At 68.2% G+C, this 14,752-nt stretch carries 19 protein-coding genes and 1 tRNA gene; 11 read left to right on the plus strand and 9 right to left on the minus strand.

Annotation, left to right across the window (positions count from 1 at the left end; all coding sequences use genetic code 11):
* Window positions 1-55 precede the first annotated feature (55 nt).
* Window positions 56-1,315, minus strand: coding sequence for a DUF5631 domain-containing protein (locus tag A5712_RS25940; RefSeq protein ID WP_068111951.1), 1,260 nt, complete (start codon window positions 1,313-1,315; stop codon window positions 56-58).
* An 82-nt stretch (window positions 1,316-1,397) separates the two neighbouring features.
* Here A5712_RS25940 and A5712_RS31525 point away from each other — a divergent pair, with 82 nt between their 5' ends.
* On the plus strand, window positions 1,398-1,541 hold the full coding sequence (locus tag A5712_RS31525) for a hypothetical protein (protein WP_169924623.1): 144 nt from the start codon (window positions 1,398-1,400) through the stop codon (window positions 1,539-1,541).
* Between the two features lie 12 nt (window positions 1,542-1,553).
* Here A5712_RS31525 and A5712_RS25945 read toward each other — a convergent pair whose 3' ends face one another.
* The 6 genes from A5712_RS25945 to A5712_RS25970 all read right to left on the minus strand — a co-directional run bounded on the left by A5712_RS25945 (window position 1,554) and on the right by A5712_RS25970 (window position 5,651).
* Complete coding sequence (locus A5712_RS25945; protein ID WP_068111954.1) at window positions 1,554-1,865, minus strand: DUF2694 family protein; 312 nt, start codon at window positions 1,863-1,865, stop codon at window positions 1,554-1,556.
* Window positions 1,862-2,179, minus strand: coding sequence for an ESX-1 secretion-associated protein (locus A5712_RS25950; protein ID WP_068111957.1), 318 nt, complete (start codon window positions 2,177-2,179; stop codon window positions 1,862-1,864). The genes A5712_RS25945 and A5712_RS25950 overlap by 4 nt, the downstream gene beginning before the upstream one ends.
* Window positions 2,180-2,231: 52 nt before the next feature.
* Window positions 2,232-3,620 (minus strand): DUF4226 domain-containing protein, encoded by a 1,389-nt coding sequence (locus A5712_RS25955; RefSeq protein ID WP_068111960.1) that lies wholly within the window; start codon window positions 3,618-3,620, stop codon window positions 2,232-2,234.
* Between the two features lie 103 nt (window positions 3,621-3,723).
* Complete coding sequence (locus A5712_RS25960) at window positions 3,724-4,086, minus strand: DUF4226 domain-containing protein (RefSeq protein WP_068111963.1); 363 nt, start codon at window positions 4,084-4,086, stop codon at window positions 3,724-3,726.
* Window positions 4,087-4,104: 18 nt separating this feature from the next.
* The gene (locus A5712_RS25965) at window positions 4,105-4,890 is read right to left on the minus strand and encodes a C40 family peptidase (RefSeq protein WP_068111968.1); all 786 of its coding nucleotides are present in this window, start codon (window positions 4,888-4,890) and stop codon (window positions 4,105-4,107) included.
* Window positions 4,887-5,651 (minus strand): helix-turn-helix domain-containing protein, encoded by a 765-nt coding sequence (locus tag A5712_RS25970; RefSeq protein ID WP_068111971.1) that lies wholly within the window; start codon window positions 5,649-5,651, stop codon window positions 4,887-4,889. Before A5712_RS25970 ends, A5712_RS25965 begins: the two co-directional genes overlap by 4 nt.
* 146 nt (window positions 5,652-5,797) lie before the next feature.
* On the opposite strand from A5712_RS25970, the gene A5712_RS25975 reads away from it, so the two are divergent.
* From A5712_RS25975 to A5712_RS25990, 4 genes are all read left to right on the plus strand, one after another.
* Window positions 5,798-6,214, plus strand: coding sequence for a WhiB family transcriptional regulator (locus A5712_RS25975; RefSeq protein WP_068111974.1), 417 nt, complete (start codon window positions 5,798-5,800; stop codon window positions 6,212-6,214).
* 71 nt (window positions 6,215-6,285) lie between these two features.
* Window positions 6,286-7,668, plus strand: a complete 1,383-nt coding sequence (locus A5712_RS25980) for an acyl-CoA dehydrogenase family protein (RefSeq protein ID WP_068111976.1) — start codon at window positions 6,286-6,288, stop codon at window positions 7,666-7,668.
* A gap of 28 nt (window positions 7,669-7,696) precedes the next feature.
* Window positions 7,697-8,668 (plus strand): pirin family protein, encoded by a 972-nt coding sequence (locus tag A5712_RS25985; RefSeq protein ID WP_068111979.1) that lies wholly within the window; start codon window positions 7,697-7,699, stop codon window positions 8,666-8,668.
* Window positions 8,665-8,982, plus strand: a complete 318-nt coding sequence (locus tag A5712_RS25990; RefSeq protein ID WP_068111983.1) for a GNAT family N-acetyltransferase — start codon at window positions 8,665-8,667, stop codon at window positions 8,980-8,982. The genes A5712_RS25985 and A5712_RS25990 overlap by 4 nt, the downstream gene beginning before the upstream one ends.
* Here the strand turns inward: A5712_RS25990 and A5712_RS25995 are convergent.
* Entirely contained in the window at window positions 8,979-9,248 is a 270-nt protein-coding gene (locus A5712_RS25995) for a YdeI/OmpD-associated family protein (RefSeq protein WP_068111986.1), read from the minus strand. The genes A5712_RS25990 and A5712_RS25995 overlap by 4 nt on opposite strands.
* Before the next feature lie 39 nt (window positions 9,249-9,287).
* Between A5712_RS25995 and A5712_RS26000 the strand changes: the two genes are divergently transcribed.
* The 3 genes from A5712_RS26000 (at window position 9,288) to A5712_RS26010 (ending at window position 11,442) form a co-directional block, all read left to right on the plus strand.
* Window positions 9,288-9,641: a VOC family protein gene (locus A5712_RS26000; RefSeq protein WP_068111989.1), complete on the plus strand. Its 354-nt coding sequence runs from the start codon at window positions 9,288-9,290 to the stop codon at window positions 9,639-9,641.
* Between the two features lie 227 nt (window positions 9,642-9,868).
* Window positions 9,869-10,939 carry an IS110 family transposase gene (locus A5712_RS26005; protein ID WP_197519499.1) on the plus strand — a complete coding sequence of 357 codons (1,071 nt, stop codon included), beginning with the start codon at window positions 9,869-9,871 and terminating at the stop codon, window positions 10,937-10,939.
* Window positions 10,940-10,953: 14 nt separating this feature from the next.
* Window positions 10,954-11,442 (plus strand): glutathione peroxidase, encoded by a 489-nt coding sequence (locus tag A5712_RS26010; protein ID WP_068111992.1) that lies wholly within the window; start codon window positions 10,954-10,956, stop codon window positions 11,440-11,442.
* Window positions 11,443-11,510: 68 nt separating this feature from the next.
* Here A5712_RS26010 and A5712_RS26015 read toward each other — a convergent pair.
* A tRNA-Leu gene (locus A5712_RS26015) sits at window positions 11,511-11,596 on the minus strand.
* A 253-nt stretch (window positions 11,597-11,849) separates the two neighbouring features.
* On the opposite strand from A5712_RS26015, the gene A5712_RS26020 reads away from it, so the two are divergent.
* The 3 genes from A5712_RS26020 to A5712_RS26030 all read left to right on the plus strand — a co-directional run.
* Entirely contained in the window at window positions 11,850-13,487 is a 1,638-nt protein-coding gene (locus tag A5712_RS26020) for a DUF3662 and FHA domain-containing protein (protein ID WP_068111995.1), read from the plus strand.
* Window positions 13,488-13,615: 128 nt separating this feature from the next.
* Complete coding sequence (locus A5712_RS26025) at window positions 13,616-14,083, plus strand: FHA domain-containing protein (RefSeq protein WP_067154186.1); 468 nt, start codon at window positions 13,616-13,618, stop codon at window positions 14,081-14,083.
* A partial coding sequence (locus A5712_RS26030) for a PP2C family serine/threonine-protein phosphatase (RefSeq protein WP_197517865.1) occupies window positions 14,080-14,752 on the plus strand: 673 nt, incomplete at its 3' end. The genes A5712_RS26025 and A5712_RS26030, both read left to right, overlap by 4 nt.

Here is a 14,752-nt window from a genome sequence, read left to right on the forward strand (position 1 = left end):
CGCGAGCGCGCGAAGAGAGCCGGGGCCATCTGACCAAGCCCCGGTCGATGAGCCGTTACGGCGCGCTGAGTTTCTGAAACCAGGCCAGGTGGTAGTTCGCCGCCACCGCGTCTCCGGTCGCGGCGGCTTCGGTGGCGGCCAGCAACAAACAATTGAGGAAGAGCGCGGGATCGAGGTCCGGGTACTGGGTCAGCAGCTGATAACGCGCGGTATCGAGATGCACTCTCAGCAGGTCGATTTCTTCCTCCACCACGCCGGTTCCGGCGGCGGCGGCCCGGGCCACGGTGTGCACCATCCGCGGCAGTCCATCGCGCCAATGCGTGGCCTGGCTCAACTCCCAGCCGAGATCGTCGACCGCGGGCAACTCGCGGGGCTGCGCCGAGGCCTTGGTCTCGGCGAAGTCGTCCAGCCGGCCCAAAGAATCCCCGGGCGCGTAGGTGACGGCGCGCTCGGTTTCGCCCAGCACGGCAGATACCTTTCCGGCGCGCCGCTCCGGTTCCAGCAACCGCACGCCCTCCGGAATCGCGATGTCCGGCGGTATCCAGCCGTGGGCGAAGTCGGTGACCAATACGGTGGTGCCGTCGGGACGATCACCGACCGCCCAATTGAGGCGCGGCTCTTGATGGATCACGAACGCGAGGAGCCGCCGCAACCGCTCGTCGTCGGATTCGCGTGCGGCCGCGGTTGCCGGGGTGACCGCTTCTTCCCGGGGCTCCGTGGGTTGCGGCACCGGTTCCGGCGTCGCGGCGCCGTCGTCGGGGGCTCGGTGCCGAGCCTCGGTGGCTTCCGGGGCGGCCACGTCGGTGACGACGGGGATGACCTGAGTCTCCTCGAGATCGGCGCCGTTGCTTCCTCCCGGGCACTCGGCGTCGATGACGACGGGGATAACCTGCGTCGTCTCCAAATCGGCGCCGTTGAGGGTTTCGGCATCCCGCGGGCGGTCGCGTTCGACGGGCGCCGCGGCGCGCATCGCGTGCAATTGGCGAATCGTCGAATCGACTCGTCGCGCGGCGCGGGCCCGTGCCTCGTCGATGACCCTGGCTTCTTCCGCCCGTCTGGTGAAATCGGGCATTCCCGCCAGCTTGATGGCCCGCAGCTCGTCATTGGCGCTTCGGGTGATCCGTTGCAGGTCGTCCTTGAGATACTCTGCGAGACTGGCGGTTTCGTCGTTCGTCGTGGAAAGTTCGGCAGGCCAAAGCCCGCCCGTCACCCAGGGCGTGCAATCCAGCGGAGAGCTGAAGGCGGGAATCGTCAGTGACTCCCGAGTAGCTCTCCGGAGGCGCTGGCGCGCCGCCATCCGACCGAAGATTGCCACTGGTTAAGCCTACCGACATCCATCGGGGCGTCCATTCAGTCAGTGAATTGTGCAGCTTCGATGGCCTGGGTAGCGTGGGGACATGGCTGATTCTGCGCTGCAGCAGCAACTCGACGAGGTGCGTGCCCTGCTGGCCCGTGCCCGAGAGTTGTTCGGCCCCAATCCCATAGAGCCGCCTACCGACATCGCGCCCGATCCGGACAGCGCGAAGAGGTGGCTGCTTTAGGCCCTTGAGCCGCTAGCGCGCGCCGTCGCGGCGGCGCAGTTTGTGCGCCAGCAGCTTTTCGATGGCCGCATCAAGATCGTGCGGGGTGGGGACTTCCATCGACGGGGTATGGCCTGCCGCAAGGATCTCGTTGCGGACTTCGAGTAACGCCTTGAGGCACGACACATCGGCGGTCAGCAGGATGCCCTGTGCCAGCGTATCGGCGTCGGTTTCCATCGCCTCTTCGCTCAGCGCGACGCTGTGCATATACCCACCGCGGCAGGAGCGGACCAGGATGTGCCCGCTCGGGTGGACGGTGTCGAAGGCTGGATTGGCGTCCGTCATCGACCGCCGTCGATGATGCCGCCGAAATCTCGTGCCGCGTCCTGCTCGTGCTGTTCCCACGCGGCCGCCGAAATGCCCAATTTCTCGGCCATGTCGGCGTGGTCGTCGGCTTGCTGTTCGTAGCACTGGCGGCGGAGCTCGAGCAGATCGCGCCCGGCCTCACGCAGTTCACCGAAGATAGGCCCGAGTGAGTCCAGGCTTTCCTGGATCGCGGCGTGCGACGACGGAACGGTGCGCAAGTAGTCGGAGGTCTCCTGGTGATGCGCAGCGGCTTGACGTAAGTGCGCGGGCACCACGCGGATTGGCTCGGCCATCTGCTGTCTCCTCTTCCTGCGGCGCCGGGGAAGCCCGGCGAGATCACTATTCTCATGCGGTCGACGTGGCGGCCGGCCCGGTGGGTGTCGGTGTGTGCGGCTCCGCCGGCGGCGCGGCGGGCGCGGTCGCCGCCGGTGGATGCTCCCAGCCTAGAAAGCTCGGACCGTTCACGGAGGCGATGCGCTGAATCTGGCCGTCGAGAAGGGCCTTCTCGTGACCGAGCGCGAGCGCGTGACGATCGGTGAGGATGCCGATGTCGCCGGGTACCGCTCGCAGCGGGTCGACGGGGTCGGTGACCGCCGTCCCCGGCGGCGGGATGGTAATTCCCTGCTGCTGGAAGGCATCTGCGATAGGCGCGCCGCCGACGGCGGCTTTGATCACCGCGGCGAGCTGTGGGCTGGCCGCGGTGACCGTGTCGCCGTCGGGCAGGGTCACCGTGCTCGGACCCACCGGCGGCGAATCGCGCTCGTCCGTCCCGGCGTCTTCTGCGTCGGCCCGGTTTTGCTCTTTCTCGGGATCGTCCGCTTCCGGGTCGTGCGACCCGACCAGCCGTTCGTCGCCCGCGCCCCGCAACGGGTCGGTGCGAGCGACGTCCGCCGGCCCGGGCAACGGCAGGCCGCCCAGCCCACCCAGGCCCGGCAGCGATCCGGCGCCGAGGCTCGGGATGGCCGGCATCAGCGGTGCCGAGGGCGCTGCCGGGGCCGGGCCGCCCCCGGCGGTGGCCGGCACCGGGGAATCCGCTGCGGGCGGGCCGGAGTCGTCGGCCGGCATCGAATCCAGTAGCGGGTCCCAGCCGGTCTCGAGGTCCTCGACCGGCTCCTGCGTCGTGGTGTCGGCGGGTGCGGCGACGGGGGCGGGGGTCGCGGGCGGCCGGCCGTCGGCTCCGCTCTTGGAGGCGTCGTAGAGCGAAGTCCACGCGGCCATCAGCGCCGATTTCGACGTGTCGTCGAGGCTCGCGTTCAGGACGACCGCCCGGATGTCTTTGAGCTTGCCGATGAGGAATCGCTGGAAATCCCGCGCGCCCGCCGGAGTGTCGAGATCCGACCGGCTCAGGACGGCGGCTTCGGTCTCGCGCTGCAGCTTCGACAGGGCTTCTCTGCCCTCGAGGGACTTCAGGTGGGCGTTCAAGATCGCCGTGATCACTTGCATATCGAGCTGGGAGCTCGCCGAATTCTGGTGTGCCAGTGCGGCTTCGGCCCCCGCCATGGCCTCGGCGGCTTCGCCCTGTTCCCGGTCGGATACGGGCGCCGCGGCGCCGAAGATGTCCAAATGTTGCTGGCGGATCTTGCGCACGATCGCCTCGAGTTGGTCGGCCCGGGTGGTGGGGGTGATGATCGCCGTCACCTCATTCGGCGCCAAGCCGGCCTGCCACGCGTTCGGGTCGCCGGTGCGGTCCCGGACGGATTTGATCGTGTTGATCAGCTCGTCATACGTCGACATCGGTGTCGCGGCCCCTCCATGCCGGGCGACAGTACCCAGGCATCTGCCCGTCGACAATTCACCCCGGCGCGCCTGTGCACGACCGGATCGAAGCGCGATCGGGCTAGCCGGTGGGGACGGTGTACTGAGCGCGCAAGCCATCCAGCACAGCCTTTTTCGCGCGGCCGAGTTCGCGCGCGTCGGCGACCACCGTCGCGATCTCGCGCTGCTTGTCGGCCAGGAACCGACGAAATTCGCGCGCCCCCATCGGGGTATCGACGGCAAGGTACGAGCGGCCGCTGGCGGCGCGGTCGATCTCCTCGGCGATGGCGTCGAGCCGACCGATGCTTTCGCGGGTCGCGGCATGCGCGCTGGCAAGCACTTCCGCCAGCACGCGGTCGGCGTCGGCGGCGGTGCCATGCTGGCCGGCCAACGCCGACTGCCGCGCCTGGATGGCGCCCATCGAAGGTCCGGCTGGTTCCGACATTTGTTCAACCTTTTCGTGTCATAGCGGGCGGCGAATCGCGATGTTGCTGCCCAGTGGACTGATTCGCACCGACGCGCCCGAGTAGGGCGCTTCGACGACCAGATTGTTGCCGATGGCCATCTGGACGTGTCCGGCGTGGGGGAAGACCAGGTCGCCCGGGCGGACCTGGGAACGGGAAACTGGCATCCCGTCATCAATCTGCTCATAGGTGGTGCGGCCCAAGCGGATGCCCGCCTGGGCGTAGGACCACTGGACCAACCCGGAACAGTCGAACTGGTTCGGCCCCGTCGCACCCCAGACGTACGGACGCCCCAGCCGCGACAACGCCGCGCGCACGGCGATCGCCGCGCGGGTCGGTGCCCCGCGATGATGCGTCAACCGGTATCGCAGCGTCCGCAGCGCCGCGGAGTGCCTTCGCGCGTTCGCGCGGGCCGACAGGACATGGGACCGCTGCGCGCGCAGTCGGGCGACGCTGCGGCGCATCGCCTCGCGCTGGGCCATCGGCGTCACCGGGGTGGCGGCGGTGTCCGCGCGGGCCTCGTCGACCAGGGATTTGGTCAGCGCACCGGCCAGGGCCCGATCCCGGTGGGCGGCGGCGATGATGTCGGCGGCCGCGGCGTCCGTGCGCGCGGCCGATAGCAGCCGCTCCCGGCCGCGTTCCGCGGCTATTTGGTAATGACCTTGTGCCACAGCGCTATTCATCACGCCGTAGGGCACCGTGCCGGCATCCAGCGTCGGCTGCCGAGTGTCGCCGGCGAACAGTCGATGCGCGCGGCTCAACACCTCGATTTCGTTTGCATTCACGGCGCCCCCTCGCCACCCGTCGCCTCGACCGCCTCGGCGAAGGCGCGAACGCGGGGGAGGGCCCCAGGGGGTATCACGCCCCGATTGCGGATGTCCCACATTTCGTCGGTGCCGACACCGACCAGGGCGGCGATGACTGCCTCCGGCAGCGAAGCCTCCGAGCACGCCCGATCGAACCGCGCGCTCAAGCTGGTCGGCATGCGCTTGAGGAGGGAGGTGCGCGTCGCCTCGAGTGCCTGTAGATGCTCCATGAGCCGCCCCGTGGAATCGGCGCCGGCGTTGACGGCCACGCGCCACGAGCTCGCGGCCAGCATCTCGGCCTTCACGCATTGAGCGATCACAGACAGAATATACGTCTCATATTCGTTTGATGTTGTCGCCGGCAGCCGATCGATGACGGATTTGAGGGCGTCGAGTTGGGCTTCGGCGTAACCTTCCAGCACTTCGGTGTCGCTGTGGCGGTCGACGACGACCGTGCCGGCGGGCGTCGCCGACCTCGTGTCGACCGGCTGTGCGGCCAGCAGCCTGGCCAGCTCGGCGTCCGGATCGGCGGCTACCAGCAGGCGGGAGTAGGTGCCCGGTGGCAAGCCGAGTCCATTTTCGACCTTCTGAACTGTGCTTTTATGCGGCTTGCGGGCGCCGCGCTCCAGAAAACTGAGGCCCATGATGCTGACCCCAGTGGCGGCGGCGAGCTCCGCCAGCGACCAGTCGCGTGACTCGCGCAACGCGCGGATCGCGGCGCCGGCCGACTCACGGCTCACCGCAGGCTCCGGCCATAGGCCGGATATTACACACGGGGCCCGCCCATCCTGCGGATATACGTTTTTATCACGTTTCTCTTGCGCGGGCGTACGACATGTGTATACGCTTTTGGCTACGTTTTGCTACTGACCCAAGGAGACCGGCCATGGGACACCCTTGCGCAGCCAACCCGGAATTGTGGTTTGGCTACCCCGACGACGACGGTGGTGACGGCGCGGCGAAGGCACGCGCCTACGAGCGCTCCGCGACCGAAGCGCGGATCCAATGCCTGCGCCGCTGTCCGCTCGCCCAGCAGCGTCGCTGCGCCCAGCACGCCATCGCACACCGCGAGGAGTACGGGGTCTGGGCCGGCGTGAAGCTGCCCGGCGGCCAGTATCGGAAGCGGGAACAGCTCGCCCGTGCCCACGACGTGCTGCGGCGGATCGCCGCCGGCGAAATCAACTCGCGTCAGCTTCCCGAGAACGCGGCCCTGCTGGCGCGCCACGAACACGAGGCGATGCCGGTCGCGGCGGTGGTTTTGCACCTGCCGATCGCGCAAGTGGGTCCCCGTTCGGCCGCATGACAGTTTGCTGACCCCGCCGACGGGGTAGTCGGGCTTGGCACGACCGAGTCTGTCGACCCGAAGGCGGATCCATGACATTCGACCTGACACCGACGGCCGCACAACACGATCTGGCCCGGCGCACGCACGAGTTCGCCGAAGAAGTGATCCGCCCGGTGGCCCTCCATTACGACCAGCGCCAGGAGTTTCCCTGGCCGGTGCTGGAGGAGGCGGCCCAGCGCGGCTTCTACAGCCCGTTGTTCTACCGCGACCTGATCGGGGACCCGACCGGTATCTCGCTCCCGATGTTCATGGAGGAGCTCTTTTGGGGCTGCGCCGGAATCGGTTTGGCGATCGTCATGCCGGCGTTGGCGCTGTCGGCGATCGGCCAGGCCGCGTCACCCGAGCAAATGCTCCAGTGGGCACCCGAGTGTTTCGGGACACCGGGCGACATCAAGCTCGCCGCGTTGGCGATCTCCGAACCCGAGGGCGGCAGCGACGTGCGGAACCTGCGCACCCGGGCGCGCCGCGACGGTGACGACTGGATCATCGACGGCCATAAGATGTGGATTGGCAACGGCGGCATCGCGAACGTGCATGTGGTGAACGCCGTGGTCGACGAGGAACTCGGGCATCGCGGGCAGGCGCTGTTCGTGGTGCCGGGCGGGACGCCGGGGCTGAAGCTGCTGCGAAAGCTCGACAAGCTGGGCTGCCGGGCGTCCCACACCGCCGAGCTGCTGTTCGAGGATGTGCGCGTCCCTGGCGCCAATTTGCTTGGCGGAGAAGAAAAGCTGGAACACAAGCTCGCCAAGGCCCGCGAAGTGGTGGCCGGCGGAAAACAGTCCGGCTCGGCGACGCTGGGCACCTTCGAGCAGACCCGCCCCATGGTGGCCGCTCAGGCAATCGGGATCGCCCGCGCCGCACTGGAGTACGCGACGGCGTACGCCACCGAGCGCGAGGCGTTCGGCGGACCGATCATCGACAACCAGGGCATCGCCTTTCCGCTGGCTGACCTGGCCACCCAGATCGATGCCGCTCGGCTGCTGACCTGGCGCGCCTCCTGGATGGCGGCCAACGGAGTGCCCTTCGAGCGGGGCGAGGGCTCGATGTCGAAACTGGCCGCCAGCGAGGTCGCCGTGCGGGCCACCGAGCGCGCGATCCAGACCATGGGTGGCTGGGGCTACATCACCGACCATCCGGTGGAGAAATGGTATCGGGATGCCAAGCTGTACACCATCTTTGAGGGCACCAGCGAGATTCAGCGGATGGTCATCTCCAACGCGCTGGGCGCCACCGTGGGCACCCCGCCGCTGCATGTGGTGATCGAGCCGTCCGGTGGGCCGCTGAACCGGATCTTCGGCCGCGGCGCCCCGCTGCGATCCCGGGCCGCCGATACCGCGTTAGCGATGCAGGATCGCGTGCCGGATCCGGTCATGCGGCTGGCCATGAGGGTGCTGCGGCCGCCGCGCAAGTGATGGCCCGACAAGGCGTAGCGTCGATCCGGTGAGCAACCTCGAGACCGCACCGGACGAAGTCGCCTGCGGCGCTTCGCGGGTGCTCGGCACCGAGTTGTTGCATCCGCGCGAGGTTCCGTTGGGCGGGCCGCGGGCGATCAGGGTGCAGCGCACGCTGCCGCAGCGGCAACGCTCGCTGATCGGCGCGTGGTGTTTCGTCGACCATTACGGACCCGTGCGCGCACGAATGGACGTCCCGCCCCATCCGCACACCGGATTGCAAACGGTCAGTTGGTTGTTCAGCGGGGGAGTGGAGCATCGGGACAGCGCCGGCGTGCATGCCGTGGTCCGGCCCGGGGAGCTGAACCTCATGACGGCGGGTGCGGGCATTTGTCACTCCGAGGTGTCGATCGGTTCGGACGCCGTCTTGCACGGGGTTCAGCTGTGGGTGGCGCTGCCCGATCCTGCCCGCGACACGGGCCGCGATTTCGCGCACTATGTGCCGCCGCCCGTGGCGCTGCCCGGCGCGGTGGCACGGGTCTTTCTCGGGGAGCTGGCCGGTGGCCGGTCGCCGGTGCGCACGTTCACCCCACTGGTCGGCGCGCAGATCGATTTGGCGCCCAACGCCGGGCTGGACATCGACGTCGACCCGGCATTCGAACACGGCGTGCTCTGCGATGTCGGGCCCGTCGACATGGGCGACACCACGCTCGCGGTCGGCGACCTCGGATACCAGGGCGCGGGCGCTTCGTCGTTGCGGTTGCGCAACGCGGGCGACCGGCCGGCGCGGGTGCTGCTGCTGGGCGGGACCCCGTTCGCCGAAGAGCTCGTGATGTGGTGGAACTTCGTCGGGCGCAGTCACGACGACATCGCAGGCTACCGCCGGCTTTGGCAGGACGGCGACGAACGCTTCGGCGCCGTCACCGGCTACCAGGGGTCGGTAACCCGGTTGCCGGCCCCGCCGCTGCCGACCGCTCGGTTGCGGCCGCGACCGATACCCCAAGGGAAGGAACACATATGACCGCCGACAAGACCGGCGCACCAACCACTGTCACCGCCGAGGAGGGCCGGTACACCATTGCCGTCGACGGCAAAACCGTCGGCCTCGCCGACTTCTTCGACCGCGGCGACCAGCGCGTCTTCCACCACACCGAGATCGATCCCGCGTACGGCGGGCGCGGCCTGGCGACCATCCTCGTCGAGGAGGCGCTGCAGGCGGCGCGGGCCGACGGCAAGCGCATAGTCCCGGTGTGTTCCATGGTCGTCACCGTGCTCAAGAAGCATCCCGAATACGACGACATCACCGATCCCGTCACGCCCGACGTGCGGGGCTAGGCGCGGCCGTTGCGCTCCCGGTGCTTGCAGCCGGGCCAGCAGCACGGCCGGCGCATGCCTTCCTCCAGTTCTTCCTGGGTTCGGCGAATGCGACGCTTGCGGGTCGCCTCCTGTTTGGCGTCCTCGACCCAACAGATGAACTCGTTGCGCGCCAACGGGGTGATGTCCTTCCAGGCCGCCAGCGCGGTGGAGTTGGCCGCCAACGCTTCACGCAGGTCGGCCGGCAGCGTGTGCACCACGCCGCCCGGTACTCGGTTGCTGCTCACGGGGCTAGGGTAAGGCGACCCGGCCCGCAGGAGGCACCAATGAGCGATCACGAAGTGCGGATGATCGTCTTGTCGACCGACGACCTCGACGAATCGATTCGGTTCTACAGCGAGACGCTGGGGATGCCGCTGAAGTTCCGCGACGGCGCCCACTTCGCCGCGCTCGACGGCGGGGCCGTCACCCTGGCGCTGGCGACCGCGGTGGATCATCCCATCCCCGGACAGCTGGTCGTCGGTATCAAGACCCCGGACGTCGACGCCGCAGCGAGGGCCGTCGAGGCCAGCGGCGGCGGCATCGTCAAAGGCCCGTATGACGACGCCCACGAGCGACGGGCCGTGGTCTATGACAACAAGGGCAACGGCCTGGTCTTCTACAGCCCGCTGGCCCGCTGAACAAGTGTTAGCGTCGTCGTCAGTGTCAGGGTGAGGTTGCCGCTTGTTGCGGTGGTTGGATCCTGATCACCTGGTGTCTGGCTCGTAGCGTCGGTGCCGCCCTGTGGGTTGGCGTTCATGCGTTTTGTCGGCATCAGGTGTGAAGGACCGGCCGGCGTGACTTGATAGGAGCGTGGCGTCGCCCCCACTGAGATGTGTCCGCCGACCGGCCCAACCGTCACCTCACAGTGAAGGAGGCAACCTCCATGGTTGTTGTTGGAGCCGATGTTCACAAGCGCACGCATACGTTCGTCGCCGTGGACGAGGTGGGCCGCAAAGTCGGCGAGAAGGTCGTTGCAGCTACGACGGTAGGTCATCGTCAGGCGGTGCGCTGGGCTCGCACTCAGTTCGGTGTCGAGCTGGTGTGGGCGATCGAGGATTGCCGACATTTGTCCGCCCGACTCGAGCGCGATCTGTTATCCGCTGATCAGAAGGTGGTGCGAGTTCCGCCGAAGTTGATGGCCCACGTGCGGGCCTCGGCGCGTACGCGAGGCAAGTCTGATCCGATCGACGCGTTGGCCGTCGCGCGGGCTTACCTGCGTGAGCCCGATCTTCCGGTGGCCTCCCACGACGTGGTGTCGCGGGAGCTCAAACTCCTGGTGGACCGGCGTGAAGACCTTGTGTGGCAACGTACTTCGACGATCAACCGGTTGTTGTGGAGAGTGCATGAACTTGATCCGGGCCGGGCGCCGAAACCGGCGTCGCTGGATCTGCCCAAGCACCGCAGGCTGCTCGCTGACTGGTTGGCCGCTCAGCCTGGTCTGGTCGCCGAGCTGGCCCGCGAGGAGTTGGCTGACATCGCCCGACTCACCGAGGCCATCAATGTGTTGGCCAAACGGATTGGTGAGCGGGTGCGTGCGATCGCTCCGGCGCTATTGGCCATGCCCGGCTGCGGCGAGCTCACTGCGGCCAAGATCATCGGTGAGGCCGCCGGAGTCACCCGTTTCAAAAGCGAAGCCGCATTCGCCCGCCATGCCGGCGTGGCCCCCATCCCGGTGTGGTCCGGCAACACCGCCGGCCGAGTCCGGATGACCCGCACCGGCAACCGTCAACTCAACGCCGCCCTGCACCGCATCGCCGTCACTCAAATCCGCCTCAACGGCCTCGGCCAGGCCTACTACCGCCGCCGCCTCGCCGCCGGCGACTCCACCACCGAGGCCCTGCGCTGCCTCAAACGCCGCCTCGCCCGCATCGTCTTCCATCACCTCCACACCGACCACCAAAACCGAATCCAGCCCTGCCAACCGGCAGCGGCTTGACATAGGAGAAACGCGTGACCCTCAATGACATCGCCCTGACCACCCTCGACGGCAAGCCCACCACGCTGGCCGAATTGTCCGGCGGCGCAACGCTGATCGTGAACGTGGCGTCCAAGTGTGGGCTGACGCCGCAGTACACCGCGTTGGAGAAGCTGGCCCGCGACTACCGCGACCGCGGCCTGACGGTCGTCGGCGTTCCGTGCAACCAGTTCATGGGCCAGGAGCCGGGCAGCGCCGAAGAGATCCAGGAGTTCTGCTCGACGACGTACGGGGTGACGTTCCCGCTCCTCGCCAAGACCGACGTCAACGGCGACCACCGCCACCCGCTGTACGCCGAGCTGACCAAGGCCGCCGATTCCGACGGCTCGGCGGGCGACATCCAATGGAACTTCGAGAAGTTTTTGGTTGCCCCCGACGGTCAGGTGGTCAATCGGTTTCGTCCCCGCACGGAGCCCGACGCCCCCGAGGTCGTCGACGCCATCGAGTCCGTGCTCTCGCGCTAGGCGACTCGACCCAAAACAAAAAGGTCACGCCCTCTTTCGAGTTCGTGACCTTTCTCTCCAACCACGCTTGGTGGGCGAAGGGGGACTTGAACCCCCACGTCCCGAAGGACACTGGCACCTGAAGCCAGCGCGTCTGCCATTCCGCCACTCGCCCGGAAAATCAACCGATGGACCATACCACTCTAATAGTCGTGTGCCCCAATCGCCGCCGCGGTCCCGGGCGGCCGTCAGCGCCCGCTGATGGCCGGGCCGCACGGCTCTGACCTGGACGGATACGATTCTCAGAATTCCCACGGTGCCGCGGTGTCCCGGTGTCCCGATAACATGCTGGGGTGAAACAACACGCGGGCGGTTCGTTTGCCTCGCGCCCGCGACACACCACAACAGCAGCGGGCGAGCGCTGAAAGATGAGTAGCCAACGGGGGCTCGTGCAACGCATCGAGCGCAAGCTCGAGGCGACCGTGGACAACGCGTTCGCCCGGGTGTTCGGCGGATCGATCGTCCCGCAAGAGGTTGAAGCGCTACTGCGCCGGGAAGCCGAGGACGGTGTCCGAGCCCTTCAGGGCGGGCGTCTTTTGGCCCCCAACGAATACATCATTACCCTCGGTGTGCACGACTTTGCGAAGGTCGGCGCCGACAGGAATCCCACGTCGAGCGCTTTCGCGAGGTACTTGGCCGACTATATCTATGAACAGGGGTGGCAAACGTATGGTGATGTGGTCGTCCGGTTCGAGCAGTCGTCGAGCCTGCATACCGGTCAGTACCGCACCCGCGGTGCTGTCAATCCCGATGTCGAGCCCCGCCCGACGGTCAACCATCCGCCCCGGCCACAATCAAATCACGCGTTCGGCGCAGAACGAGGAGTAGCAGCAATGACTGACAATTCGAGCTACCGCGGTGGTCAGGGGCAGGGGCGGCCCGGCGACGAGTACTACGACGAGCGCTACGGCCGGCCGCAGGACGAGCAGCGCGGCCCGGAGCCGCAGGGCGGACCGGATCCGCGTGGTGGCTATCCGCCCGAGCAAGGCGGCTACCCTCCGCAAGGCGGATATCCGCCGCCTCGTCCGCCGGAGCAGGGCGGCTACCCCCCGCAGGGCGGCTACCCCGACCAGGGCGGCTACCAAGAACCGCGCGGCGGCTACCCCGAGCAACCGCAGGGAGGCTACCCCCCGCAGGGCGGCTACCCCGACCAGGGCGGCTACCAAGGGCAGAGCGGCTACCCCGAGCAAGGGCCGGGTGGCGGCTACCCGCCGTCCTATGAGCAGCGTCCGCCCGCCCCCGGTGGCTACGGCGGACAGGGTTACGACCAGGGCTACCGGCAGGGCGGCGGCTACGGCCCACCCGGCGGCGGCCAGCCCGGCGGTGGCCAGCAGGGCTACGGCGGCGGCTACGAATACGGTCGCGGCCCGGCTCGCCCGGAGGAGGCGGGCTATGCGCCGCCGGCCCCGCAGGCCGCGCCCGAACAGCGGCCGCCCTACCCCGAGCAAGGCGGCGGGTACGAGCAGGGCTACCAGCAGGGCGGTGGATACGGCCAGCAGGAGTACGGCGCGGGCGACTACACCCAATACGCCGAAAGCGTTCCGGGCGGTGGCTACCCCCCGCAGGGTGGCGGATACCCCGAGACCCAGCACCGCGACTACGAATATGGCGGCCAGGCCGCGGAGTACGGGCAGCCGGCCGACTACGGTGCGGCGGACTACGGGCAGCCGGCGGGCGCGGGCTACGGAGGTTACGGCCAGGGCGGCTATGGGGCCGCCGGAGCGGCGGTGACCCTGCAGCTCGACGACGGCAGTGGCCGGACCTACCAGCTGCGCGAGGGCTCCAACATCATCGGCCGCGGCCAGGACGCCCAGTTCCGGTTGCCGGACACCGGGGTGTCGCGGCGTCACCTGGAGATCCGCTGGGACGGGCAGGTCGCGCTCCTTTCCGACCTCAACTCGACGAACGGCACGACCGTCAACAACGCACCGGTACAGGAGTGGCAGTTGGCCGACGGCGACGTCATCCGTCTGGGCCACTCGGAGATCATCGTTCGCATCCACTAGACGCACCGGGCTCAAAGCTGCCGTGCTTCGCCCCGCGGCGACGACCGTCCAAGTATCGTGACGTTGCTGATGTGCTCGGTGTCACGGGCGCGACGAGGGGTGCGGCGCCAGGACGGAAAGGACGCCAGATGCAGGGACTAGTACTGCAGCTGACGCGTGCCGGATTTTTAATGTTGTTATGGGTATTCATCTGGTCCGTGTTGCGGGTCCTGCGGACCGACATCTACGCACCCACGGGGGCCGTCATGGTGCGGCGCGGTTTGGCGTTGCGCGGCACCCTGCTGCCCGCACGCCAGCGCCGCACCGCCGCACGCTATCTGGTGGTGACCGAGGGGGCGTTGATGGGCGCTCGAATCACCCTCAGCGGGCAGCCGGTGTTGATCGGCCGCGCTGACGACTCGACCCTGGTGCTCACCGACGATTACGCCTCGACGCGGCATGCCCGGCTGTCTCAGCGTGGCTCGGAATGGTATGTCGAGGATCTAGGATCGACCAACGGCACTTACCTTGACAGGGCGAAGGTGACGACTGCGGTACGGGTTCCCATCGGCACGCCGATTCGGATCGGCAAGACGGCGATTGAGCTGCGCCCGTGAGCCTGGTCCTGCGATATGCGGCCCGCAGCGACCGCGGCCTGGTACGCGCCAACAATGAAGATTCTGTCTACGCCGGCGCCCGGCTGCTGGCCCTCGCCGACGGCATGGGCGGTCACGCGGCCGGTGAGGTGGCCTCGCAGTTGGTGATCGCCGCGCTGGCTCACCTCGACGACGACGAACCCGGTGGCGACCTGCTCGCCAAACTCGATGCGGCGGTGCGCGCGGGCAATGCGGCCATCGCCGCACAGGTCGAGATGGAGCCCGACCTGGAAGGCATGGGCACCACACTCACCGCAATCCTGTTCGACGGCAACCGAATTGGGCTGGTGCACATCGGGGACTCGCGCGGCTACCTGCTGCGCGACGGCGAGCTGGTCCAGATCACCAAGGACGACACGTTCGTTCAAACCCTCGTCGACGAGGGACGCATCACCCGCGAAGAGGCGCACAGCCACCCTCAGCGATCGCTGATCATGCGGGCGCTGACGGGTCACGAGGTGGAGCCCACGCTGACCATGCGCGAGGCGCGCGCCGGCGACCGCTACCTGCTGTGCTCCGACGGACTGTCCGACCCGGTCAGCGACGAGACCATCCACGAGGCGCTGCAGATCCCCGACGTCGCCGAAAGTGCTTACCGCCTCATCGAATTGGCGCTGCGGGGCGGCGGGC

This window comes from Mycobacterium sp. E2327 (assembly GCF_001672675.1).
Classification (GTDB): Bacteria; Actinomycetota; Actinomycetes; order Mycobacteriales; family Mycobacteriaceae; genus Mycobacterium.